Source organism: Candidatus Williamhamiltonella endosymbiont of Tuberolachnus salignus, from assembly GCF_964019775.1.
Lineage (GTDB): Bacteria > Pseudomonadota > Gammaproteobacteria > Enterobacterales > Enterobacteriaceae > Hamiltonella > Hamiltonella defendens.
This window is the reverse complement of the sequence record NZ_OZ026471.1, coordinates 1,474,764-1,496,377: the sequence shown is the minus strand read 5'-3', so window position 1 is coordinate 1,496,377 and position 21,614 is coordinate 1,474,764. Positions and strand designations below refer to the sequence as shown.

The following is a 21,614-nucleotide window of genomic DNA, read 5'->3' as shown; positions in this document are numbered from 1 at the left end:
TTTTTGAGGCGCTTTGAATAAGCAAAAACAAAGGGTGGATTGTATTGAGGGTAAAAGAGGAAGCGAAAGGGGGGCTGATTCTTAAGCGGTCAGGAAAATAAAACGAGCCTGCACCCAAATCTGGGTACAAGTCCCTTCATCCTACCCCCTCGGCACTTCTGGCCAGGCTATTTGCCCCGCCTTGGGGTCAATGCGATGAAGGGCGACGCGATAGGTTTTCCAGGCGTTAAGGGTGTATTTTTTTCTCAATCAGGGAGGCGCCAAAACCCCCATCCTCAAGCGCCTCGAACAATGTAGTTGAACGCCACATTACGAGGCCGGTTTTCGTGGGCGGTGGGGACAACCCGGGAGGCATCAAACGCAGAGACGGAGCCCCAGTTATCAGGGTCGCCTCTTTTGATGGCCGCACTGAATTCGAGGTCTGATAAAAAGCCCCAGTGGCGGTCACCCAAGGTCCCCATTGCCCTTGCCTCACATACCCGAACTGGCCCGTGATGTTTCTGATGGCATCGCCCTGGGTGCTCAATACCTTTCTGCCTGTATCCACTTTTCTGCCGGCATCCGCGCCCCGAATAAATTCTCCCCGTAAGTCCGGCAATTGTCCTGAAGGATAGGCCAGGGCTAAGAGGGGATAGTGTGTTTTGTCAAATCGGTCTCCATTGCACAGACGCCACCCGGTCGGTGGCCTGTCCGTTGGCCAGGGCAGAGGCACCCCGACCGGGACTTCCAGACGTAATATTTGTGGCGTCACCGCATTCACATCGGTGGCGGTGAGCTGCACATCCTGAGTGAGGGATTTGCCATTAATTTTACGATGATACGGGATGGCCTCTTTGGCCAGTTCGACCGTTTCTGTCAATCCGAGGTTTTCTATAAATTGCGCTTTGTCCAGGATGTCCTTGCCGTTTTTCTTTTTAGACAGCTTTCGATTGGCCGCGTTTTCGGCACAGGTCTGGATGGCCTGATACAGTTGCGTATGTTCGTGTTTGTTTAATCTTGTCCCTGTTTTTTCAATGACGGTGCAGAGTTCTTCCTGGAGGGCATCAAAGAAGTCGCTGTTCAAATCCGTAGCACGGGTCCCGGTGGTGGGGTCTCCGTTGGTAAACCCCGGTTTGCCTTGCCCAAATTTGTCAGGTTGGACCGTGGGGGTGTCAATGCGATGCATGATTGTCTCCTTTGGGGTAAGCAAAAAGGACCTGGGTATGGGACGGACACAGGCGCTCTATCACACATTCGACCGCCCGCTCGCCCCAATGACGCAGGGGGGAATCACAGGCACTGACACAGGTCATGGTTCGTATCCTGGCCTCGGCAGGGATATGGACTCGCCAGTAATAGCGCCATCGGTCGCCCCAAGCGGGGTCAGGGGAGCGGTCAAGGTGTTGACACTGTTCCAGGGTGGCCGTGGGATAGCCCAACAGGCGGAGCTGTTCGAGGAAAAAGCCCTCATGCATCCCACCGACGGTGTTGACCTTGGCATCGAGAATCTGTTGGCGCTCTTCCCGGGTTTGGGGTTTGGGGTCAAGACAGGGGTCCGGCAAACCACAGAGGGTGTCGTAACGGTCGGTCAGTTCCATCGATTGGGCCGGGTTGATTTCCTTCATCAGGTCGTCGGCCCGCTGATGCACTCTCGCCAGAGACGGGGCCAGGCCGTCGAGCAGGGGGTTGTCCCCGGCCCAGGCAGGGCCGGGCGGTAACAGCGATTGTAACAGTCGCGTATAATCTTCATCTAAATTCGGTTTATGGGGCATAGGGCGTCCAGGTCACGGGGCCTGATACGGGCACCTCGGTTTTGCCCAGCAGAATGTCGGTGGTCGGCAGCCTCAACTGGTGGGCCACTTCTCCGGCCGCCAGGCTGATGACCTCCCTCAGGCGGGAGAGAAAAAGTGTGCTTCCCGGTTCGCCCTCCCGTTGAAAAAAGGCCTGGATTTCGGCGATGACGGCAGACCGGATGTCGGGCCGGTCGGTCGATAACGCGAGAGAAACAGGCACGGATTTGGGGTTCACCGCAAAGACCGTCAGGCCACTGCCCGCCACGGGAGCAAGGGGTAAAATGTGTTCTCTGACTTGAGTCAAGATGTCCTGTGTGGGTGCCGGATGGTCCGGGTCGTCGGTGGCCACCATGACGCCCACGGTACCTGGTCCGTTTTTATGTCGATGCGTCCAGGCGCGGCTTATTCCCAACACTTCTTTCGCCCAGCGCACGTAGTCTCCATCCGCGCCCCCTTGAGGGATGTCATACCAACGCGCGATGATGCGCTGTCGCCAGCGCTCCAGGTCTTCGATATCGTGGCCGCCCTGTATCTCATCGGCATAGCCCGTGGAAGAAAGCCCGGGTATCGGGCTCAGCAGTCTCAGGGCGGTCTTGTCTTCACAGTTGCCGGCCTGTCCTGCTTCCTGTGCCACCACAGGCACGCGAAGCACGCCGTTGAGGGCTGAGGTCATTTTTGTGGTGGTGTAGGTCTGCCCATCGTCTCTTTGTATTTCAGTATCAGAGGACATCGACAGGGCATTGGGCACCCCTTCCCAGCGCACAAATCCCGTGGCCGTCGTGGCCCCTTTACGCGGACAGCGCTTGATGTTCGCATGTCGCACCAGCCACGCTTCATCCGCCAGGTCCGGTAACATGTTTCTCGCTAAATAATCGAGATACCCGTATAAGGTGTGCACGGCCGCCGCCTGAACCCGCGCAGTGACTTCCGCATCACAGCGCCTTAACAGATTGTCTTCGTTCAATCGGGTGAACAAATCACTTCGGATGGTGTCGATTAAGGTCGGTAGTGAGGGGCGGGAGAATCCGCTATGTGGCATGAATGGCCTCCCAGATATTGTCAAAGGTGAGGGTTGTCGGGGGGCTCTGGCGCACGGTGAGGGTCAGCGTCGCGGTGAGCGTATCGAGACCGGAACGAGTGACCGCAATATCCATGCGATCCACTATTCCATCCTCCCTCATCCACTGGAGGGCTTGCGCGATATAGTCACGGGCTTTTTGTGCGGTCTGCGCGGTGAGCCTGCTTCGCCTGAGCAGATACAGTCTTGAGCCGATGCGGTCATTCGCCACCGTGGGCCACGTATCGCCCCACCAACCCATCGGGGTTTCGGTGTCGTCATCCGGCTCCGCCCGTCGCCAGGTGAACAGGGAGATGACCACCGCTCGGGTCAGGCTGTCTGAAACGGTCTCAGCAGGATGGCCATTGACCCTCATCATTTACCTCATCCTCTGATGAGGCTGGCCTGTGCTGCCCCCGCTGTCGCCCGAGTGGGTGTGACTGTTGTACTGGTCTCGCATTGAACTCAGGGAACCCAGCTTGTCCTGTATTTCAGACTGGGAGACGATGGATTTTTCAGCGGTGATTTCTCCGGAGGTGTCCACCCGAGGGGTATCGAGCACCACTTTATTTTTGGCTTTCACCACAAAGGTGTCGGTGGTGACTTCTATCACCCGTCCGCGTTTGAGCACAATATGGTCTCCTTCATCCGTATACAGGGCCACTTCTCCCGTTTGTAAGTCTTTGAGACGATAACGCCTGTCGGCCATATTGATGACGATGCCATGCGAGCGGTCGCCAGAGAGAAACAGGGCCACCCCTTCCGCGCCGGCATGGGCGGTGGAGGTGAATCCGTACGGCTCCAGGTATTCCATCCCTGCTTTCGTTTCCCCTGCCATCAAGGAGACATCCACTCGCTGGCAGGCCGCGGTGCTGTCAAGCCGGTTCACACAGGCTCTTGACCACAGGCGGGAGAGGTGTCGCTGCAACACAGACAGCATCTTTTGCATACATCACTCATTGATTGAAGTAAAAAAAATAAAACAGGACCGTATCAAAAAAAATTCTCTTCTTCTGACTTCTGTTCCTGAAGAGGGGGAATATAAGCCGCTTCGGGGGCCACGCGTAACTGGCAGAGGGTGCCCCCTTCATTCTGGGTATACACGACTTCTCCAATCACCAGCTCTCGATGGTGAAAACCCAGCACGGGGTCGAAGACGCTCACCCGCTGGTTTGGCTGCCATAGACTGCCGTTGCCTTGTCGCCAGCCTTGAACCGTATAGGTGGTTTCTTCGGTTCTGGCGGCGCGCTGTTGGGCTTCAAATTCGGCCCGTTGACGACAGCTCGCCCCGGTGGCCTGACCGGATTGCTGAATATGTTGCGGGCGATAACGTGTGATTTGGCGGTCTTTCGCTTTCGCTCTCAGCGCGGTTAAGGTGGCTTCGCCAAAATCGGCATCGTCACCACTGCGTTGTCCCGCCACCTGATATTCGGAAAAACGGTCCCGGATACTTTGCTCGGTATCACCGCTTAAAATATTGTCACCCCAGACCAACGCCGTCGTGGCTCGGTCATTCCCCACCCTGCCTATCAACAGATTGCCGTGCTCATCATCCCATGCCAGCGCCTGCTGGAGTCCCAGGGCTTTGTTTAAGACTTCATGCACCGTTTCACCGTAATCCGCCTGGAGCCTCTGTAATCGCGTTTTTGGAACACCTTGATTGATGACTGTGATGCCAAACGGCTTGGTCAGTTGGGTCGCTATTTGAATTAAGGTGTGATCGTCAAAATCGGTGGGCGAGGCCGCACAGTCAATCAAATCCGCGGTTTTACTCCGGCCGGTGATGCCGACATGGATACTGAGGGCATCGTAACGGACAGGCGTGGCTTCAATCCATCCGGTTAACACTTTATCCTGACCCATCAGGACTTCGACAAGCTCCCCTTTTTGAATTCTGGGCTGTAACGGCGCACTGCCCGACTCCCCAGGCCACTGGCGAGTGATTTCTACATTGAAATCGCGGGCAAGACGCTCAATCCCGGCGGAGATTTGGACACGCGTCCAGCCGCCCCAGTCACGCCCGTTGACGCGTAATATCACCGCATCCGTCATCGGAGAGGGACGCGTAATGGCTGCTGCGGGACAAACCCCGGATGAGGCACCCGATTACGTGAGGTGATGTCGGTTTCTCTTGCGGCATGGTCATACCACTGCGCCGCCAGAACCAAGGCGGGGCGCACGGTTTCTGGGGTGCGCAGGACCGTTTTTTCACCTTGCGCCAATCTCGTGGCCATATCACGATGCACCTCCGTTTTCACTCGCTGCAAGGCCAGAAAAAGCGCATCATCTGGCGATAATGTCTGTTCGCGCTCAATGGCCTGATTCAGCGCCTCTCTCACTGCCATCAATGTCTCCCACGTGACCGCGGTACTCTCAACTTCACTGTCTGACGCATCTAAACCTGCGTGCAAGGCGGGATGGGACAGATTGACCTGTATCTGACGTTTCTCACGTTGATTAACCGGTAACAGGGCGGTACGCGGTGGGGGCAGTTGTGTGAGTCGCAGGGCTGCCTCATGGATGGCCGTCGTACGCAACAAAGCCGCAATACGATTACTTTGTCTACGTTCCGCCTGTACGCTGGGCTTATCGCTTTTCCAGACGCCACGCGGGGCCAAATCATGCCCCAGCGTGATGCCCGATAGCGTCTTGATTTGCTGGGTGAGCGTGGCGGCGTTGTGCGCGGTCCGCCTGCCCGAACGCCACAGTCGTTGTATGGCTTCAATCAGATGTTTACCGGCAGAGCCCTGTGCCAGGATGACCGACATATCCCCCTGCAGCAGGCGGGAAGCCGCGGCTATCCCGATGTCGATACGGTCAAAGGCCTGGGTGATATGGCCCATCCTGTCTTTGGCATTCGCCAGCACACCGGCCTGTGCAAAATCCGGCAAGCCTTTCAGGCCCACACGGGTAAACGCGTCAGAAATCCGATCGTTCAATGCGGAACTGGAAGAGAGGAGTGTTTGGCTCGTGGCGATGCCTGCGGTCGGAAAAGACAGTTCCCCGGCTTCGACGACACTGAAGCTGACGCGGCACAGCCGACCTTCACGGCCGCTGTGGCGGACCCGGACGTCACCTTCCATGCACACAGAGAGTTCGCCGTAGTACGGGTGAACCAGCGTTCCCGGCCCCGGGGTTTCGATGGCGATAATCAGTCTGTCTCTCTGGACCAGATAGTCTTCCCCCACCAGATAGGCACTGATTTGAAAGCGTCGGGTCGCCCGACCCAGGTCTTCGGTATAGGGTTGGTCGCGGTTCGGATATTCGTGCGTCTGGACCCGTCGACCCAAGGTGGCTTCATCCCCTTCGACCTGAAACGGCACGCCCCGAAACGAGGCGGGGTGTAACCTGTTTGTCCAGTCCGTCATCATCCCTCCTCAGAAAAAAGTGGGCCGTTTTTACCGCCGGGCAAAGCGATTGTATCCGACATCGTAGTTCAACCAGACAGGGGATTGCGTGGCGGGTTGCACGGTCATGCCGGGCGGGGCATTTTGAAAGGAAACGGTCAGTTCCCCGGGCTGGGGTCTTGGGCTGGCCAGTGATAACTGGGCGGGTGGGCGTCCCTCAATATTGAGCAGCTCTTTCAGGCGAGGGAGAAATCCCGTGTAACCTCGGGCCTGTTCAGCCTCCTGTAACCGATTGACCAGCAACGTTCCCACATTGGTATGCTGCCTTGCCGCCTCACCGCGGAGCGTGTCCAGCCGTTTCATCCAGTCAAACAGCACCGCAATCGTGACGGTGACCACCCCCATGCTGGCCATGCCTTTGAGACTCTTCGACAGCTTCATCACCTGAGCCTGTGCGCCTGACAGGCCTTTCCCCATCGATAATAGCCAGGACCCCGCCGTCAATACCGCGACGCTTTTGAGCCCGGTTTCCCAACCCCCTATTGCCTGAATAACGCCATCAATATTTCGCCAGACTGCTTTAATCATCGGGCCGATCGTTTCCCAGTTATCGACGATAAGTCCACCGCCTATTACCATTAACGTGACCAGTTTACCCAGCGTTGACATGTTCATCACGCTGTTAAAAATCTTGAAGGCCCGAGTGACCACCCCTACCGCCGTCGCGGTGCCCAGTAGATAAACACCCCACTGAGCCAATGATTTTATCAGTTCTGGATGGGCTTTTATCCAGTGACGACATTGCTCGATCAATGGCCTCACCCTGTTGAGTGTTCTTGTGATAGCGGGTAAAAAAATGGACCCTATAGTGACGCTGGCGACGTATATCTGATTTTTAAACAGCTGTATCGCATTGGCGGTAGTGGCCGCACGGGCGGCATATTCTTTCTGCATCGAGCCCGCGTACTTTTGTACGTCGGCCACTCTATCGAAGTTCACTTTTAATCGTTCAAGGTTGCTCAACAGCGGGGCAATGGCACCGAGAGATTCTGAGCCGAACAGCGCTTTCATGACCGCAGACTGTTTGGCTTTCGGGACCTGACTCAGTGTGTCGAGCACCTTCAGTAGCGCCCCTTTGGCGTCTTTTTGCATCTCCACGGCCAGTTGAGACGGATTGATGTTAAGAAAGCGCAGCGCCTTTTTCTGTAACAAGGTGGCTGATTTGCCTGAGGTTAACGCCAGCATCAATTTTTTAATGCCCGTCGCCGTCACATCGGCCTCAACCCCCATCCCCCCAATCGTCGCGCCCAGCGCCGCCATCTCACCCGAGGCCATACCGGCCACCGCGCCCAGTGGGCCAATCCGGGTCACAATGTCAGAGATTTTTGCGGCATTGGCCGGTCCGTGATTGCCAAGGTCATTGATTTTATCGGCCAGCGAGACGACCTCATTTTGCGTTAACCGGAACGCGGTACGCCAGGTCGCCATCATCTGACCGGCTTGCGCTGCACTCTGGTCAAAGGCCACCCCCATTTTGACGGCCGCACCAGCAAAGGCCAAGAGCTCGTTTTTGGCGATATTCGCCTGTCCCCCCGCCGCCACAATTTGACCTATCCCCTCCGCCGCCATCGGTAAACGATGGGACAGTGCGAGAATATCCTGCGACATTTTTTTAAACTGCTCAGGGGTCTCAAACTCAACGACTTTTCGGACATCTGCCATCGTGGATTCAAAGTCTATCGCTTGTTTGATGGGGCCGGCCATCGCCGTCATCACCCCTGCCCCCAGGGCCGCCGCGCCCACCATCCCTGCCCTGAATTCCTGCTTGAAGGTCTTGACTTCCCGACGCATGCCTTTGAGCGGGGCCGAGAGTTTGTCGACCGCCGTGATGATTGCTTTGAGTTCGACCTGGTCAGCCAAGGTGTTGCTCCTGCTGAATTCGAATCGCTTGCGCTTCTAAATCAAATAACTGATTCAAGGGACGCTGTCGTAAATCGAAGGGATTGATTCGCCAGAACCAGGCGATGTTGTAGAATCGTCGGCTGAGACGGCTGAGTTCTGGGCACCGGTAAAAAAACCCACGAGGGTCATCGACGCGACAAACACATCATGTAGCGCCAGCTGTTGTGCGGAGGAACGCGGTATCCCCGCCAGTTCAGGCAGATAAGCCAGGGCTGAACGCGTATCCAGTCGCATATCGCCTCGCTCAGAGTAACTGAAAGGAATGCCGAACTTTTCAACCTGATCGAAAGTGGGTTCCTGAATGTCCAGTACTGAAATGGTTTCGTTGTGGACCTTGATTGGCTTGCTGAGTGCGATGGAGGTCATTGATAAAATCCTTCCTGTCCGTGAAATTCGAGGTCAACGGTGCCCTCTTCGGTGTGGTGGTTGGCTTCACCCGAGAGCCAGGCGCCTGACAGCACATACACCTGCCCATTCGCCAGTTCGGCGGTGAGGGTCATCTGGGTCGCGCTGACCAGTTTTTGAAGGGGAAACGCGCGCTCGACGATAAAGGTGCCCTTGACAAAGGGCGCCCGGTGGGTTTCCTTGTAAAAGACCTCCCCATTGAGGCCGAGAATATCTTCCCGAACGACGGTGTTCATCGGCACCTCTATGCCGCCGCTCAGGGTCAGTTGTTGACCATCCACTTTGAAGTAACAGGTACCCGCGGTCTTTCTCATCAGACGTTCTCCTGGTATTGCAACCGAAATTGATTGATGACAGCAAAGACCCTGAGCGCATTCACATAATCGGGCGGAAACAGGACATCCAGCCGGTTCGGGTCATGCGCATGGCGCTCGACGATGAGATGGGCACGGAAAGCCTCCACATTTTCCACCATGCCTTCCCGCTCGAGCTGGCGATACACCGCGCACAGCTCCGCCCGAATGACCGAGGGCGTGACAATCGCCTGGCCGGCACCAAAGCGGGTGCCGTCGTCAGCGAGCTTGTGTCGTCCATACCTGGAGGTGATGACCGATTTGAGTCGCCTGAGGACAGACGCACTGGTGTGCAGGGTTTCGCTGTCGAGATAACTGTTGTCTGCCACGCCCGCCGCATTTTTTTTGTACGTCGTGATGTCGCGCTGTATCCGCAAGGCACCCCCTTCGACATACGCGGTCGCGATGCCATGGGACAGGAGCGATTGCTGCTCTGTCAACGTAAAGCGTTTGCCCACGGGCGCGGGCAAGACGCCGTTGAGCTCGCCTGTTTGGGTGGGTCTGGCGGGGTCTGCCCGCAGAAAAACCGCCGAGCGGGCCAGTCGTGCCGCCACCCCTTCATCCAGGCAGGTCTGGATGGCCGGTTCATAGCCGGCGACCGTCAGATGCGGTGAGTTTAAAGACTCGCCCAGGGCAACCAGTTCAGATAAGGAGCCCGTTTTGGCCGTGTACACATGACCGTAAAGTTGTCGGTACGGACTCCAGCGGCCGCTCTGCTCGTTCATTTCCTGCTCAAACAGGGCCAGGGTGTCGCTGTCGTGAAAGGGCAGACCGATAAAGTCAAAGGGGGTATCGCCCATCGCGGCGATGGCGGCCGTCACATCGGGGGTATAATCGTCTCCCCTCATCCTGTCGACCACTAAAGCCAGCCCCGGAGGCGAGGTCTCCTCTCCCGCTGACAGCGGATTCGTCGACAGGGGAATGTCGCGGCCCGTCATGCCCGAATGCCGGGCAGTCAAAAGAATCTCCCTATCCTCCCTGAGTCTGGCGGTCACCGGCAAATCCGATGCGGTGTTGATGGCCTGGGTGAGATGCTCGGCTATCTCATCGAGCGTCTGGGCCGGATTCACCGCCACCCGAAGGCGACGGCAGCCTATCCACAGGCTCAGCACCCCTGGAGCCTGAGGTCTGCCGACCAGGCCCAGACAGGACCAGGCCGGCCCACCGGGGGGCTTCGGCTCCGGCACCGCGATGACCCACAGTTCCCCCAAAGGGTCAATGCGACGATAGGCCGTCACCATGCGGTGCAGTTGACTCCCGCGGCCCGTCAATTTTTGAGCGAGCGCCTCAGTCGGCATCCTCACCGGGGTATTCGTCTTTATCGGGGCGTCGGGCAAAGCGTGACCGAGCAATAAGGCCCTGCGGCTCTCCTGGGCCGTATTCGCCCGGCTGTTGTCCATCTCCGCGTAAAACAGCGGGACGCGCAGGTCTGAGGGAAGGGTGTTGAAACTGATGCTCATGGGGTCTCCTCCGATGGGGGCATGTGTGGGGTCAGACGAATGTTCCCGGCAGGCATTTCTTCCTCAGGGTCTTCCTCAGGTGCTTCCTCAGGCGCTTCCTCAGGGTCTTCCTCGGGCGCTTCCTCAGGCTCTTCGTGGGGTTCGGGCAAAGGCACAGACGGCCCCTCACCGGCGCTGGCGCTGTCATCGGGCTGATCTTCGTCGCTGTCTTTGTCCAGGGGGCAGGGTTGATACCAGACGCCGCCCTTGTGCACGTACGTCACCTCTGCACGGTCAGGGACGGGCAACAGCGAGGTGCCGACGGGCAATCGTTCAAACCCCCTGTTTTCCCTGTATATGAACGCCTCCCCTCTCTGGCGCTGAAAGAAGGCCTTTGGCGCCGTCAATGTGCGCGACACCTCGTCATCGTCCAGGCGGCGAAACCAATCTCCCCCCTCGGGCAGACAGGTGCCGGTTTCATCGGGAGATTCGGGCGAGGGGGCTTTGCCATCGTGACGGCGCCGAAACCACCAGTGCCCCTGCGTGTACACATAGGTCCCGTCTTTGTTCCACTCTGTGGGCCTGGCCGGGATGCGTTCGACTTCCCGCGCGCCTAACCGTCGAAACCAGTAGCCCTCTTCGGGCACATAAGCCCCGTTGGGGGGCAGTGCCGTTTCAGGCAGGCCGTGATAATTGGGCATGGGCACGAGGCGCCCTCGGTTGGGTTTGACAAACATCGTCATTTGGTTGACTCCAGTGAAAGAAAGAGGTCGGGCTCAGGGGAAGGACGCTCGAGACAGAGGGTGCCCCATTCGGGCAACGCGGCCAACTCTTGCGCTTGACGGGTGTCTTCAGGGTGAATCTCGGTGCGGACCTGAAATTCAAATAAGTAATGATATTCCGCGCGGTTGGCCTCTAACGGCTCTCCCCCCGCATATTCAATGGTCCCACCCTCCGGGTCAGGTGCCCAACCGAGCAACGCGCGCCAAATGTCCGCACGTACGTCATGCAGCAGGTCCACCGAGGGCCGTCCCCCGCTCCCATGACGGCGGTGATGGAGAATCACCACCACAGAGAACCGTTCGGTGAGGGCCTGCCAATAGGCATTCTGGGCACGTTGTTCCCCCACGACCTCTTCTCCTGGGAGGACATAGGCCGCGGGGAGGGCCAGTTTGCCGCACTCGGGTAAATCTTCGTAGTGCGCCACGCTGCCGACCCTGTTTTCAAAACGGGGGCAATGGGCGCGTAAGGCCGAAATAACAGGACTCAATTTCATGAATGACTCCGTCGGCGCTCAGGCCGAAGTGATTTACGCAGTGCTTTCTTTAACGTGTAGCACGTCCAACTTTTCAGACGCATTAATGTGGCAACCATGTAATTTTGACGTTTCTCAATTCGCCAACCACCGCTCTTGTGGTGACTCTTTTGTCGTTTATGTTGTTTAGGCATGCCGTAGGACGCGCTGCGTACCCCGTGATGCAGAAAAACAGGGTAAAAATCGCCTGCAATATCTTGACTGCCTATCCCTCGCTTCTGATTGGGCGCTATCTTGACCATCAATCCGGGTCGTCGTGAGGCAGGGCGAGGGACGTGGTAACCGATAGATTGCGCTAGTCGGCCCGTTTGCCATCGGGGGGTCTCTCCTGCTTGAGAACGGCCCCCCCGCTTCATCAGTCGACGACGCGCTTCTTCCTGATGCCTTTGACCGATTTTCATAAAAGCACGGCGAACCAGGAGACGATTAAAGACCAGATCTTTGGGTTGATGAAACTCAATATGGAGATTATCCAAACTCATTTCCTCTTTCTGGTTGACTGCTGGTTTCTTCGCACGAAAAGGCCAGAAAACGACCCGCACTGTGAATATCCGTCACGCCACGTATCTGGTAAACCACACCCTTAATCACTGCTTGACTGCTGTCGTAAAGCGACTGTCTGTATCTCACTATGATTTTATGCGTGACGGTTTTGTTGATTTGAAAAGAATGGATGCGCAGGGTGTCACTGACGGGGATCAATTGTCCCCAAACCGTACACGCGCCTTGATTCGCCGCCTGTGTTCCACTGGCGCCTATCGGTTCATCCTGTCGCGTATAAAACAAAATGCGCTTGTTTAACTGTCCCGGCTCGGGGAAACGAGAATGCGCTCTACCATAATGAGGTGTCATAATCCGCTCAGCCTGTAGTCATCCACCAGAAACCTGAAAAACGGAAAAACAGATAACTGTTCTATATCTGATACCCCTCCACGATGCTCATATAACCCCGTCACCAGGAGCAGCATACCCTGAATAATCGCGGCATTGATAACCAGTCCGTCAGGGTCAGTTTTAGGCACGGATGCTTTGTAGAGATGACGGTTCAGATGGGCGATGGTTTTTTGCTCTACGGCGGCGATATAACTCTCCAGCAGCATATCTTCACTGTTATCGTCCAGTTCAATCCTGCATTGTCGTTTGACCTGTGCCTTGTTAATCCACATGGGGGTTTATTTCCAGTCAAAAAATGGCCTGCATCGGCAGACCATCCTGTTTAAGTGGATGACTCCCCACCATGATTCCCTGATTGACCGCTTTTCCGCGCACCTCCTGCATTTGACGGAGCGGAAGGTGAGACCTCTATCTGGGTTAAATTCCCTTTGATAAACGCTTCAGGACGGTAAACCGCGAGCGCCAGACGCTCTTCACAACGGATGGAGATCATGTTTTTTTCAAAATCATCGGTATTCTCGGTACTGATCACCACATTCGCTTCTTCACGGTCAAACAGTTGCGCCCCTAAACTGAATGCCCCCACCAGGAATTTGTCTTTAAACCCAGCGGCTTCTGTGACGACGACGGGCAAGCCCCACAATGTCGGCGTCGTCAGGGCTGCCGGATTGGAGAGGAGATAACGCCCCAGCGTATCCTTGATGAGTTCAATCTGTGCCCAGTTGCTGAAGTGCAACACATGTCCTGTCGCAGGAATACGGGCCAGTTGCGCTTGCAGCATGGCCAGACGCAAATCATCAATCGCGGTGCGGTGGGAGGGGGTTAATTCCGCCTGGAATGCAGTGGCCTGCGTGAAGATCCCGTTCAGGTTTGAACCGGTACCGTCCCCGAAGAGCATTTGCTGCTCTTCCACGTATTTGAGGCCATAACGCAATTCCATGTCGATCAGGGAGGCCAGTTGCGAAAAATCATCCAGAATCTGCCTGGATGCCTTAAAGAGATGGGCAATCGTGCGAACGGGGACTGTGGCCTCTTCAAATTCAATCGTGCTATAGGGCTTAACGGTATTTTCCGCAACCGTCCTGGCATGATTGGTCAATCCTTTCTGCTTCACGTAGTAAATCGTGTTACTTTGCGTCTTTCCACTGGCGATCAAATCACGAATGAACAACCGTGGCTTCGGCTGGGTCAAGAGGTCTGATTGACGGTCTGGCGCGACAATCGTTCCTCTGACATCCGATGAAATCAGGGCGGCGTTAACCGGTGCTATCACCCGTTTACTCGATTCCATTCCCGAGCCTAAAGCCTGTACTGCCTCCATGCCCACCACCTGTTGACCGATAGAACTCACCACGTTCAACGCATTGGCCACCGGCATTTGGGCGATATGCTGTTCCACTTCCCCCACCTGGGCTTTCAGGGTTTTTTCTGCTTCGCGCAAGGCATTGAGTTCGACCGCCATTTTATCGACGGCCGCTCTGGTTTCTGAGGAAAGCTGCCCGGATTTTTGCGCTTCCTTCAGGGCTTTTTCTGCCTGGGCACTATATTTGCTGCTGGCTTCTTCAATAGAAGCGGTGACTTTTTTAAACATTTCATTCATCTCAGACATATAGTCTCCAGTTTAATGGGGTATTGACACCAGACGACGCAAGGCATTGTCCAGTTGCGTCCAGGTCTCGGAAGAAACCTCATGGGCAGCGCAGGGCGTACCGTGAGAGGGGGGGATAGCGCCCGGCATATCACCCCGTAAGGCGTTCAATAATCCTCGTCGTTCAGCACGGGGCGTATTGGCTTTTGCCAGGAGGGCATCCAGTTTTCTCAGGGCGGCGATGGGCGAATCGTTATCCTGTTGCGTGCTGTCTGAGGGCAGGAGGGCATCCGCAAACCCTTTCTCTATCGCTTCGCCTCCATTCATCCAGGTTTCCCTGTCCATCATCGCGGTGATCGTCGTTTCATCCATGCCGGTTCTGGCGACGTAAATCTCCCGCATCGCCAAATCAAAGGGCGCCATTTTTTCCGCCATGTCGGCAAAGTCATGGCGATGACCGACTGCCATACCCCAGGTGTTGTGGATCATCAGGAAAGCACTTCGCCCGATTTGTATCTCATCGCCTGACATGGCAATGATGGAAGCGGCTGAGGCCGCGAGTCCCAATATTTTCACAGTGACCTTGCCGGGGTATTCACGTAGCTGATTGTAGATAGTCAGCCCTTCAAACAGATCGCCCCCCGGCGAATTGATATTGACGGTGACCGCTTTCCCCTCCAGTGACCGCAATATTGCCCCCATTCGTTGAGCGGTCACGCCTTCGCCTGCCCAATCCTGCCCAATCGACTCAAATATCGATAGCGTATTCTCATCCTGGCTCGATGCCCTGATGCGGCTGTTCCACATGGCCAATGCGGACGGTAAAATTTCACTGGTCATTGTCGGACAGGGAAAAACCGCCGGTAATACCGGAAGGGCATTTTTTTTCATCGGGAAAAACTCCAGTTATTCTGTTGCTGGCCAGGCCAGGCGCTGCTCGGGGGATGAGAAGGGGATGGGGCAGGGCATCACCCGGCATTGAGCGCGGCTCGCGCTTTTTTGCCGTCATTTTCCTGTCCCAGTTGATGGAGTGGCGTCAGGTTCAACTGAACGGTATACAGCTCACCGCCCTCAATCGGCGGCAGATTTTCCAGCCGTCGCACATCATTGCGACTCATCCAGCCATTTTGTAACGCAGTGGTGTAATAGGCCGCTCGACCATTACTGTCCGTTCTCAGTAGGCCTTCCACAGAAAACTCTGCAAAATGGTCTTCGTCATTCTCCAGCAGGCAACGGGCGATCTCCTGTTCAATGTTCACCAGTAAGGGCCGTAATGTATTGGTCAGGAAAATCAGGTTCATCCCTTCTACGCTGGAGGCCCAACTGCTTTGTTGGGTCATATGACCGACCATAAACGGCGGGACACGATACCATCGACAGATTTCTTCGACGCTATGATCGCGGCTTTCCAGCATCTGAGAGGTTTGTGGGTCAAGGGTGATGCCATTGAATTTCATCCCGGCTTCCAGCAGCATGACTTTTCCGGTATTTTCTGACCCTGAAAATCGCTCAAGCTCTTTATTAAACGTGTCTCGTTGCTCCCTGGTGAGTAATTTGTCGAAAGTGACAAAACCGGATGCCGACATGCCTTTCTGGAAATACCGTGCCGCCGTTGTTTCGAGTGACATGGCCGAGCCAAACACCTCACGACCGGATTTCAGCGGCATCATGCCGCAAACCCCATCTAACCCAAAACCACGTATGTGCATCATGTCGTTATCTGCAATCACCCGGGGTTTTAATGACGGATCACCTCTGGGGTTCTCGGTATCATGGTATTCCAGTCGCCCATTATTCCGTCGTATCACGGTGATGTTTTGGGGTAATCGCGGGACTAATGCAATCAGACGTTGCCCTATTGTCTTTTTTTCAATAAAGGCATTGCCGCGTAAACATAAACTGGCCACCACCATCTGCATAAAGCGGGAGGGGGTCATGTCCAGGTTAGGGCGCCGACACAGGACGTTGTAAACAGGGTGTTGCTGCGCCAGGCTGCGTGAGCCATCCGGTTCGCGGTGATACAGTTTGAGCGGTAACGTGGATATCGATTCACTCAACAGCCGCACACAGGCCCAGACGGCGGACAGTTGCAGGGCTTTATCGGCCGTCACCACTTGCCCGCTTTGACTCTGGCTATAGTCATGAAACGACGACCGTGTCTCCGTGACATTCTGTGGCACCCCTAGCCAGTTGAGCAGGGCACTTTTGATTTTTCCGGGGGATTTGTGTTGTTTCACTACAGCCCTACCATAATCGGATTCGTTAAAAAGCCATCCAGATCGCCGATTTCTTCCTCCACACCCTCGGCGGCCCCGATGGCCATCGCCAACGCAACAACACCGTCAATGCGCCCGTTACTGCGACGTTTACTAAAAACCCGGTTGCCGTTTTTGTCTTCTTCAATCACGGTATTCGCGGCGTTCCAACGTAGGCAGGGGTTGAAATCAATACGTAATTCGCCACCGAGAAGACGCTGCTCAAACAATTCAATGGATCGCGGCATCCAAAGTCCGGATTGTTTTGATTTGCCGAAGCCTTGTCCGTGAGGCGTTAATACCGTATTCACCCCTTCGTTTTCCAGTTCTGGCCGTAAATAATCCATATGATACGCATCGTAGGCAATACGATTGAGGGTATATCGTGCAGATAATTCCGCTATCCGTTGGGCAACAAAACCCAGATTAATCGCATTCCCTGGCGGTGCGTTAAGATAACCTTCTCGCAACCAGGCATCGTAAGGCACTCTGTCGACCCTGGCACGTTCCAGCAAGGTGTCTTTCGGTGTCCAGAACTCGACATAAGCCACTTTTTCTTCCGGCCAATAAAGCGCCAGCGCCGTTAAATCCTGCTTGCCGGATAAATCCAGCCCCCCGTAGCAGGGTGAGTTTGCCAGCGCCCCTAAATCCAGCGAGGTTTCCTCACACGCCATCCAGCGATCACTATTTATCCAGGGATTCTCCGCATCGACCCACTGACAGAAATTAAGACGACGCACCAGGCTCTCTTTGGCGGGCATACCCCGGGCTTGCGTGACTTGCTCCTGCAAATAGCGATCGCTGAACGTATGACCTAATGAGGGATTGGCTTTTTTCCAGCAACCGTTCTCTTTAAAAGGGTCATCACCTTCGTCCAGCGAACAGATGAACGCAAAAAAGCTCTCATCTTCCATGCTCCCTTCTGCCACTTTACGCCCGTATTCGTGATAGTCGTAGCACACACTGGTTTTGTTATGGCCGCTATTGGTGATCATGAAAATCAATGCCTGTTGGCGGCCTTTGGTGCCCGCCCGCATCATTTCAACGACCTGATGACTTTTGTGTTCGTGAATTTCATCAATCAAGGCACAGTGAGGACGGGGGCCGGATTGCCCATTATCGGCGCTGATAGGCCGGAAAAAAGCACTGGCCTGTAAAAAGGCCAGATTCCATTCCTTGCCCGCCCCACCGGATTTCTGTATTCGTTCGGCCAGCCTGGGCGATTGGTCTACCATGGCGACCGCGTCACGAAACAGGATCATCGCCTGGTCTTTTTTGGTGGCGGCGGCGTAGACTTCGGCTCGCGCTTCATTATCGGCCACCAGACAGTACAACCCAATGCCCGCCGCCAGAGGGGATTTCCCCGATCCTTTCCCTGCCTCAACGTATGCCATCCGAAACCGGCGTTGTCCTTCACTGTTTTTCCAGCCGAAAAGGGAGCCCACGATAAAACACTGCCAGGGTAGCAAATGAAACGGCTTGCCTTCATAGATACCGCCGTTCAATTTCAATACGTTGAAAAAAAAACGAATAGCCCGCTGAGCTGCCGATAAGTTCCACAGGATACCGCGGGTATTCGCCGTGGCTAAATCCCGCAAGTGACGTTGACAGGCATGACGAATATCAGGCCCGGCAAGCTCCGCGCCTGAAACTACCGCAGTGGCATAGTCTGTGGCTAAATCAGTGAGCGAAGAATTCGTCGAGTTCGTCAGGTTCTTTTTCCGTGTCATGCGTCCTCACCTTTGTTCTTGCCGCAGGTGTCAAGCCAAATTCCACCAGATAACTTTTAAAGCGTTTATCGGCATCAGACAGCATGGAAACGGCGGGATTGGCCTTGATTAATACACCGTTCTGGGAATGCACCTCAAATGTTTCCCCCTTTCTCTGTATCATGGCGCGATACCGTAGAATTTCATCGTAAATATCACACAGCCTTTCCAAAGCAAAAGCATCAGCGAGGGTTAACACGCTCATACTATTGAGTAATTGAGTCAGCCGTTCCCAGGTGTCTTTTGCCGTATTGGATAAATGTGTTGGGGGTTGCGCTGAATAAGGTGGTGGTGTAGGCTCAGCGCTATTGAGGGGTCTTCTTCCCGGATTGCCGGTCACTAATTTTAATGCGGTGGGTTTTGGGCGTCTTCCCGCCATCAATATATCCTTTTTGTCAAGATTTCACAAAAAGTGTCTATATTTCAACTATATACGATATTTTGTGAAACTGGTTTTCATTTCGCGACTGTGTGTACAAACGGGGCCAATGGGTCAGGAAGTCCTTCTTAGAGAAACTTTTAACCCACCCTATCCACTTATCCTGTTGATATATAATAAAAACATAATAGATCCTCGATGAGGAGATCACTTTTTACCCTGATACCAGTGACTATCGGGATCACTCGGCATCCCGTTTTCATCACAACCATAGCCTTTGCCACTTTTCTCCATCCGTTGCTTGGTGGTGTTGTGATGCTGAGCACAGAGTGGCTGCCAGTTCTTTTCATCCCAGAAACGTTTTTGTGCTGCCGTGACTTCTTCTGTTGTCTGAGCAAAGCGCAGACGGTGAGGAATGATATGGTCAACCACGGTGGCCGGATGAATCAAATGGTGGGCTTGACACATGACACACAAGGGATTTTTTGCAAGAAATGCCCGGCGTGCTTTATCCCAGCGTGAACCATATAGTTGGTTTTTCTTCACGATGTTCACCTTGTGGGGAGAGTATTCCCCCCCTTTTTATTCAGGGACAACCGTATTGACCTCAAGGTTTAGGGATTCGGTTTGGCCTGTGGATCCCGCAAAACCACCTGCCGTATATACTCCTGCAACCCTGTTATTTGCTGCTCTGCGAGGGAGAGGCGGGCTCTGAGAGTGAAATAATCCCGTTGAGTGGCGTCAGTAAGTCGGGGTGCGGTTGCATCATCCACGCGGGAGGCGGAGGAATAGGCGGACAGGTTGGGGCAGGTTGCCTTGACGCGCAACCGGCGACGCCCATCAGCCACATCGCGCTCAAGCTGGGCAATAAGGTTCTGGTCATGTTCAAGCTCTTTGGTGTGTTGTGTGTCCAGCGCAGTGACGGTCTGCATCTGCCGATTTAGCTGCTCAAATGCAATCTGTTGTTTTTCCCTATCCGATACAGCAATCTTTCGTGCTTTTTCAGCATCGTAATACAGTGTCCGGTAATACAGGGTTACACCTGACATTGAGGTCAGTAGCAAAGCGATAATGAGAGGAATTTTCCAGGTCATTTTCTACACAATACGCTATACTGCTAATAGCCTAGGCTGTTTCAAAATTTAACTCAAATATGGCTTTCGCTTTTTCGCCACGCGCTTTTGATGAGCATTCCTGACGGCTAACCGAGGCAAAGTCAGTCTCTGCAAAAGGGGCCGCATACAGGGCAAAAATGAATATCCACGTGGCGTCATCCTCTTGAAATATTTTGAGTATCATTTGTTGCTATAAAAATCGTGATCTGGTGTTGTGATTATTCTATTAATTTATGTCTTGTCTTGCATAAATAATAAAAAGGAGAGAATTGTATGGCTACAGAAATAAGGCTTGAAGGAGCTCTACTTAATATAGCTATCAATGATTATGATATCAGTAAAATTCAAAATGCTACCAACAAAAGCGATGTAGAGAGTCTTTGGGGTAAAATTACAGATTGGTTTTGTGGAACACGAAAAGAAGAAGCCAAGAAAGCATTGTTTGATGTTATCCATAATGATAATCCAGACAGAAAAATAGAATGTTTTAATCAATTGAGAGATATGGTATCACCGGCTTATAAAGACAAATTCACTTATAAGATAACAGAAGTTAATGATAATTTATTTACGGTTAATTTATTAATTACCGATATTTTATCAATAGAAAATTTGTCAACTACAGGGAAAAGTATTGATATAACAAGTGCTGCTAGCCATAGTCTTGACGGTGTCATGAATCGTGGGGACTTCAATTTAGAACAATTAAAGAAAGATGCCACTAGATTCACCTATACATTAAATTCTAAACTTTACAAACATGGATTTTTAACTGAATTAGAACTTGAAAAAATTACTGTTAATATGCCAAAAGCGCAAAAAAAATCACTGGATGTGATAGCTTCTCAAACTGGAGTTATAGCCATAAAAAATGGGATCCACGAACTTGGTTGCGGAATGTCCTTCGTGGGAACACCCGAATTGCAAAGTATCTCTATATCAACAAAAAAAGATGATGTAGTTAAAGTTGAACTGAATCTAATACAGAATCATTTAAATGAAAGATTTGATATTTATAAGCAAAGTCTTCCGGACGCTAAATATCCCTGTTTGAGTATGAAAGCGAATATAGATATTGATAATAAAGGAAATTATTATATTCGTGAAATAAAAGTATCTCACCCAGGAATTGATTAATCAAACTAACGCTAAGATGTTATTTTATTTGTTAATTTTGTATAATAATCCTTATATTTCGACGTGTGATTTGCGCAGCGGGGCGCAGGTCGTATAGACAAGCCCAGCACGATGCCAAGGCTCATTGAGTCGGACTGGTGAGTAAATCTGGCTTTAAACAAAGTTCTCGCTCTATCGCTCTACGGTTAATCAATCCTTTTGATACTTTTCCTTCGTCATATTTCCAGCGGCGCATCTCATCACAGGCTCCGCTCAAATCTCCGGCGTTCAGCTTTTTCAGCAGCGTAGAGCGCTCAAACGCCCCACTGCCGATGTTGTAAACAAATGAAGTCAAGGCGGCTTTCTGTAAATCGGATAGCGGGAAAGTGACATAATGTTCAACTACGGAACGTGCTATCTGCAAATCCCGCCTCATCAACTCGCTACACTCTTCTTCGCTATAGATTTCCTCTGGCGTAACGTCCTTACCCGTATGACCGTGACAAACAGTGAGCACACCGCCCCCATCACGATAGGGCTTATAGCGCTTACCTTCATGCCATTGTACCAGGACACCAGCAAGTGCTAATACACCGCCTGCCGTTGCCACCAGAAGGCGTTTTTTAAGTTGATTATTCATGATGGGTTTCTCGTTCGGAAACGGTATTCCTTGTGCCGGTAGTACCAGTTCAGCCCAACGGTCAGTAATGAACAGATAATCCCGGTAATCAGCGCCCATTCACTGAGCGATAGCGCCCCGCATAGAAACGTCGTCGCGCTCGCACCATAGGCAGTACCCGTTGTGTATTTTTCAATGTTGTTCATGGATAGGTTTATTTATTTCGAGT

General features: G+C 53.5%; 26 protein-coding genes and 2 pseudogenes. 1 reads left to right on the top strand and 27 read right to left on the bottom strand.

Features of this window, described 5'->3' with window-relative positions; translation table 11 throughout:
- Positions 1 to 141: 141 nt before the first annotated feature.
- From AACL23_RS10280 to AACL23_RS07340, 25 genes and pseudogenes are all read right to left on the bottom strand, one after another.
- Complete coding sequence (locus AACL23_RS10280) at positions 142 to 249, bottom strand: tail fiber assembly protein (protein ID WP_171967449.1); 108 nt, start codon at positions 247 to 249, stop codon at positions 142 to 144.
- 26 nt (positions 250 to 275) lie between these two features.
- Positions 276 to 1,165: pseudogene (locus AACL23_RS07455) on the bottom strand (phage tail protein).
- Positions 1,152 to 1,751 (bottom strand): YmfQ family protein, encoded by a 600-nt coding sequence (locus tag AACL23_RS07450; RefSeq protein ID WP_339050382.1) that lies wholly within the window; start codon positions 1,749 to 1,751, stop codon positions 1,152 to 1,154. Before AACL23_RS07450 ends, AACL23_RS07455 begins: the two are co-directional and overlap by 14 nt.
- Positions 1,741 to 2,811 (bottom strand): baseplate J/gp47 family protein, encoded by a 1,071-nt coding sequence (locus tag AACL23_RS07445; protein ID WP_339050959.1) that lies wholly within the window; start codon positions 2,809 to 2,811, stop codon positions 1,741 to 1,743. The genes AACL23_RS07450 and AACL23_RS07445 overlap by 11 nt, the downstream gene beginning before the upstream one ends.
- Positions 2,801 to 3,205 (bottom strand): phage GP46 family protein, encoded by a 405-nt coding sequence (locus AACL23_RS07440; protein WP_422389642.1) that lies wholly within the window; start codon positions 3,203 to 3,205, stop codon positions 2,801 to 2,803. Before AACL23_RS07440 ends, AACL23_RS07445 begins: the two co-directional genes overlap by 11 nt.
- A 3-nt stretch (positions 3,206 to 3,208) precedes the next feature.
- Positions 3,209 to 3,778 carry a phage baseplate assembly protein V gene (locus tag AACL23_RS07435; RefSeq protein ID WP_339050386.1) on the bottom strand — a complete coding sequence of 190 codons (570 nt, stop codon included), beginning with the start codon at positions 3,776 to 3,778 and terminating at the stop codon, positions 3,209 to 3,211.
- 44 nt (positions 3,779 to 3,822) lie between these two features.
- Positions 3,823 to 4,881 (bottom strand): phage baseplate assembly protein, encoded by a 1,059-nt coding sequence (locus AACL23_RS07430; RefSeq protein ID WP_339050388.1) that lies wholly within the window; start codon positions 4,879 to 4,881, stop codon positions 3,823 to 3,825.
- Positions 4,878 to 6,197 carry a DNA circularization N-terminal domain-containing protein gene (locus AACL23_RS07425; protein ID WP_339051627.1) on the bottom strand — a complete coding sequence of 440 codons (1,320 nt, stop codon included), beginning with the start codon at positions 6,195 to 6,197 and terminating at the stop codon, positions 4,878 to 4,880. The genes AACL23_RS07430 and AACL23_RS07425 overlap by 4 nt, the downstream gene beginning before the upstream one ends.
- Before the next feature lie 30 nt (positions 6,198 to 6,227).
- A complete protein-coding gene (locus AACL23_RS07420; protein ID WP_339050390.1) occupies positions 6,228 to 8,096 on the bottom strand; it encodes a phage tail tape measure protein in 1,869 nt (622 codons plus the stop codon).
- Positions 8,097 to 8,150: 54 nt separating this feature from the next.
- Positions 8,151 to 8,504 carry a phage tail assembly protein gene (locus tag AACL23_RS07415; protein WP_339050392.1) on the bottom strand — a complete coding sequence of 118 codons (354 nt, stop codon included), beginning with the start codon at positions 8,502 to 8,504 and terminating at the stop codon, positions 8,151 to 8,153.
- Positions 8,501 to 8,857 carry a phage tail tube protein gene (locus AACL23_RS07410; RefSeq protein ID WP_095033970.1) on the bottom strand — a complete coding sequence of 119 codons (357 nt, stop codon included), beginning with the start codon at positions 8,855 to 8,857 and terminating at the stop codon, positions 8,501 to 8,503. Before AACL23_RS07410 ends, AACL23_RS07415 begins: the two co-directional genes overlap by 4 nt.
- Complete coding sequence (locus tag AACL23_RS07405) at positions 8,857 to 10,356, bottom strand: phage tail sheath subtilisin-like domain-containing protein (protein WP_339050957.1); 1,500 nt, start codon at positions 10,354 to 10,356, stop codon at positions 8,857 to 8,859. Before AACL23_RS07405 ends, AACL23_RS07410 begins: the two co-directional genes overlap by 1 nt.
- Positions 10,353 to 10,511, bottom strand: a complete 159-nt coding sequence (locus AACL23_RS07400) for a hypothetical protein (protein ID WP_339051665.1) — start codon at positions 10,509 to 10,511, stop codon at positions 10,353 to 10,355. Before AACL23_RS07400 ends, AACL23_RS07405 begins: the two co-directional genes overlap by 4 nt.
- A gap of 477 nt (positions 10,512 to 10,988) precedes the next feature.
- Positions 10,989 to 11,036: pseudogene (locus AACL23_RS07395) on the bottom strand (hypothetical protein); the annotation flags it as partial.
- 38 nt (positions 11,037 to 11,074) lie between these two features.
- On the bottom strand, positions 11,075 to 11,611 hold the full coding sequence (locus tag AACL23_RS07390) for a phage tail terminator protein (RefSeq protein ID WP_339050399.1): 537 nt from the start codon (positions 11,609 to 11,611) through the stop codon (positions 11,075 to 11,077).
- The gene (locus AACL23_RS07385; RefSeq protein WP_171967328.1) at positions 11,608 to 12,132 is read right to left on the bottom strand and encodes a hypothetical protein; all 525 of its coding nucleotides are present in this window, start codon (positions 12,130 to 12,132) and stop codon (positions 11,608 to 11,610) included. Before AACL23_RS07385 ends, AACL23_RS07390 begins: the two co-directional genes overlap by 4 nt.
- Positions 12,119 to 12,502: a phage head closure protein gene (locus AACL23_RS07380; protein ID WP_339050400.1), complete on the bottom strand. Its 384-nt coding sequence runs from the start codon at positions 12,500 to 12,502 to the stop codon at positions 12,119 to 12,121. The genes AACL23_RS07385 and AACL23_RS07380 overlap by 14 nt, the downstream gene beginning before the upstream one ends.
- On the bottom strand, positions 12,499 to 12,816 hold the full coding sequence (locus AACL23_RS07375) for a head-tail connector protein (RefSeq protein WP_171967324.1): 318 nt from the start codon (positions 12,814 to 12,816) through the stop codon (positions 12,499 to 12,501). The genes AACL23_RS07380 and AACL23_RS07375 overlap by 4 nt, the downstream gene beginning before the upstream one ends.
- A gap of 50 nt (positions 12,817 to 12,866) precedes the next feature.
- Positions 12,867 to 14,153, bottom strand: coding sequence for a phage major capsid protein (locus AACL23_RS07370; RefSeq protein WP_339050955.1), 1,287 nt, complete (start codon positions 14,151 to 14,153; stop codon positions 12,867 to 12,869).
- A 12-nt stretch (positions 14,154 to 14,165) separates the two neighbouring features.
- Positions 14,166 to 15,023 (bottom strand): head maturation protease, ClpP-related, encoded by an 858-nt coding sequence (locus tag AACL23_RS07365; RefSeq protein WP_339050401.1) that lies wholly within the window; start codon positions 15,021 to 15,023, stop codon positions 14,166 to 14,168.
- A 77-nt stretch (positions 15,024 to 15,100) separates the two neighbouring features.
- Positions 15,101 to 16,369 carry a phage portal protein gene (locus AACL23_RS07360; RefSeq protein WP_339050402.1) on the bottom strand — a complete coding sequence of 423 codons (1,269 nt, stop codon included), beginning with the start codon at positions 16,367 to 16,369 and terminating at the stop codon, positions 15,101 to 15,103.
- Positions 16,369 to 18,117: a terminase large subunit gene (locus AACL23_RS07355; protein WP_339050404.1), complete on the bottom strand. Its 1,749-nt coding sequence runs from the start codon at positions 18,115 to 18,117 to the stop codon at positions 16,369 to 16,371. The genes AACL23_RS07360 and AACL23_RS07355 overlap by 1 nt, the downstream gene beginning before the upstream one ends.
- A complete protein-coding gene (locus tag AACL23_RS07350) occupies positions 18,068 to 18,535 on the bottom strand; it encodes a phage terminase small subunit P27 family (RefSeq protein ID WP_339050406.1) in 468 nt (155 codons plus the stop codon). Before AACL23_RS07350 ends, AACL23_RS07355 begins: the two co-directional genes overlap by 50 nt.
- Positions 18,536 to 18,742: 207 nt before the next feature.
- Positions 18,743 to 19,081, bottom strand: a complete 339-nt coding sequence (locus AACL23_RS07345) for an HNH endonuclease signature motif containing protein (RefSeq protein WP_339050953.1) — start codon at positions 19,079 to 19,081, stop codon at positions 18,743 to 18,745.
- A 68-nt stretch (positions 19,082 to 19,149) separates the two neighbouring features.
- Positions 19,150 to 19,629 (bottom strand): lysis protein, encoded by a 480-nt coding sequence (locus AACL23_RS07340; RefSeq protein WP_171967320.1) that lies wholly within the window; start codon positions 19,627 to 19,629, stop codon positions 19,150 to 19,152.
- Positions 19,630 to 19,923: 294 nt separating this feature from the next.
- Between AACL23_RS07340 and AACL23_RS07335 the strand changes: the two genes are divergently transcribed.
- Entirely contained in the window at positions 19,924 to 20,787 is an 864-nt protein-coding gene (locus tag AACL23_RS07335; RefSeq protein WP_100096052.1) for a hypothetical protein, read from the top strand.
- A gap of 121 nt (positions 20,788 to 20,908) precedes the next feature.
- Here AACL23_RS07335 and AACL23_RS07330 read toward each other — a convergent pair whose 3' ends face one another.
- Together AACL23_RS07330 and AACL23_RS07325 are read right to left on the bottom strand one after the other, a co-directional pair.
- The gene (locus AACL23_RS07330) at positions 20,909 to 21,406 is read right to left on the bottom strand and encodes a lysozyme (RefSeq protein WP_339050950.1); all 498 of its coding nucleotides are present in this window, start codon (positions 21,404 to 21,406) and stop codon (positions 20,909 to 20,911) included.
- A complete protein-coding gene (locus AACL23_RS07325; RefSeq protein WP_100103418.1) occupies positions 21,403 to 21,591 on the bottom strand; it encodes a phage holin family protein in 189 nt (62 codons plus the stop codon). The genes AACL23_RS07330 and AACL23_RS07325 overlap by 4 nt, the downstream gene beginning before the upstream one ends.
- Between the last annotated feature and the right edge of the window lie 23 nt (positions 21,592 to 21,614).

Excerpts from the sequence above, each read along its gene's own strand:
- AACL23_RS07350 (WP_339050406.1), bottom strand. The coding sequence starts at position 18,535 with ATGGCGGGAAGACGCCCAAAACCCACCGCATTAAAATTAGTGACCGGC.
- AACL23_RS07415 (WP_339050392.1), bottom strand. The coding sequence starts at position 8,504 with ATGACCTCCATCGCACTCAGCAAGCCAATCAAGGTCCACAACGAAACC.
- AACL23_RS07425 (WP_339051627.1), bottom strand. The coding sequence starts at position 6,197 with ATGACGGACTGGACAAACAGGTTACACCCCGCCTCGTTTCGGGGCGTG.
- AACL23_RS07375 (WP_171967324.1), bottom strand. The coding sequence starts at position 12,816 with ATGTGGATTAACAAGGCACAGGTCAAACGACAATGCAGGATTGAACTG.
- AACL23_RS07435 (WP_339050386.1), bottom strand. The coding sequence starts at position 3,778 with ATGCAAAAGATGCTGTCTGTGTTGCAGCGACACCTCTCCCGCCTGTGG.
- AACL23_RS07325 (WP_100103418.1), bottom strand. The coding sequence starts at position 21,591 with ATGAACAACATTGAAAAATACACAACGGGTACTGCCTATGGTGCGAGC.
- AACL23_RS07450 (WP_339050382.1), bottom strand. The coding sequence starts at position 1,751 with ATGCCCCATAAACCGAATTTAGATGAAGATTATACGCGACTGTTACAA.
- AACL23_RS07355 (WP_339050404.1), bottom strand. The coding sequence starts at position 18,117 with ATGACACGGAAAAAGAACCTGACGAACTCGACGAATTCTTCGCTCACT.
- AACL23_RS07370 (WP_339050955.1), bottom strand. The coding sequence starts at position 14,153 with ATGTCTGAGATGAATGAAATGTTTAAAAAAGTCACCGCTTCTATTGAA.
- AACL23_RS07410 (WP_095033970.1), bottom strand. The coding sequence starts at position 8,857 with ATGAGAAAGACCGCGGGTACCTGTTACTTCAAAGTGGATGGTCAACAA.
- AACL23_RS07430 (WP_339050388.1), bottom strand. The coding sequence starts at position 4,881 with ATGACGGATGCGGTGATATTACGCGTCAACGGGCGTGACTGGGGCGGC.
- AACL23_RS07330 (WP_339050950.1), bottom strand. The coding sequence starts at position 21,406 with ATGAATAATCAACTTAAAAAACGCCTTCTGGTGGCAACGGCAGGCGGT.
- AACL23_RS07335 (WP_100096052.1), top strand. The coding sequence starts at position 19,924 with ATGGCTACAGAAATAAGGCTTGAAGGAGCTCTACTTAATATAGCTATC.
- AACL23_RS07440 (WP_422389642.1), bottom strand. The coding sequence starts at position 3,205 with ATGAGGGTCAATGGCCATCCTGCTGAGACCGTTTCAGACAGCCTGACC.
- AACL23_RS07380 (WP_339050400.1), bottom strand. The coding sequence starts at position 12,502 with ATGACACCTCATTATGGTAGAGCGCATTCTCGTTTCCCCGAGCCGGGA.
- AACL23_RS07390 (WP_339050399.1), bottom strand. The coding sequence starts at position 11,611 with ATGAAATTGAGTCCTGTTATTTCGGCCTTACGCGCCCATTGCCCCCGT.
- AACL23_RS07445 (WP_339050959.1), bottom strand. The coding sequence starts at position 2,811 with ATGCCACATAGCGGATTCTCCCGCCCCTCACTACCGACCTTAATCGAC.
- AACL23_RS07365 (WP_339050401.1), bottom strand. The coding sequence starts at position 15,023 with ATGAAAAAAAATGCCCTTCCGGTATTACCGGCGGTTTTTCCCTGTCCG.
- AACL23_RS07385 (WP_171967328.1), bottom strand. The coding sequence starts at position 12,132 with ATGAGTTTGGATAATCTCCATATTGAGTTTCATCAACCCAAAGATCTG.
- AACL23_RS07405 (WP_339050957.1), bottom strand. The coding sequence starts at position 10,356 with ATGAGCATCAGTTTCAACACCCTTCCCTCAGACCTGCGCGTCCCGCTG.
- AACL23_RS07340 (WP_171967320.1), bottom strand. The coding sequence starts at position 19,629 with ATGACCTGGAAAATTCCTCTCATTATCGCTTTGCTACTGACCTCAATG.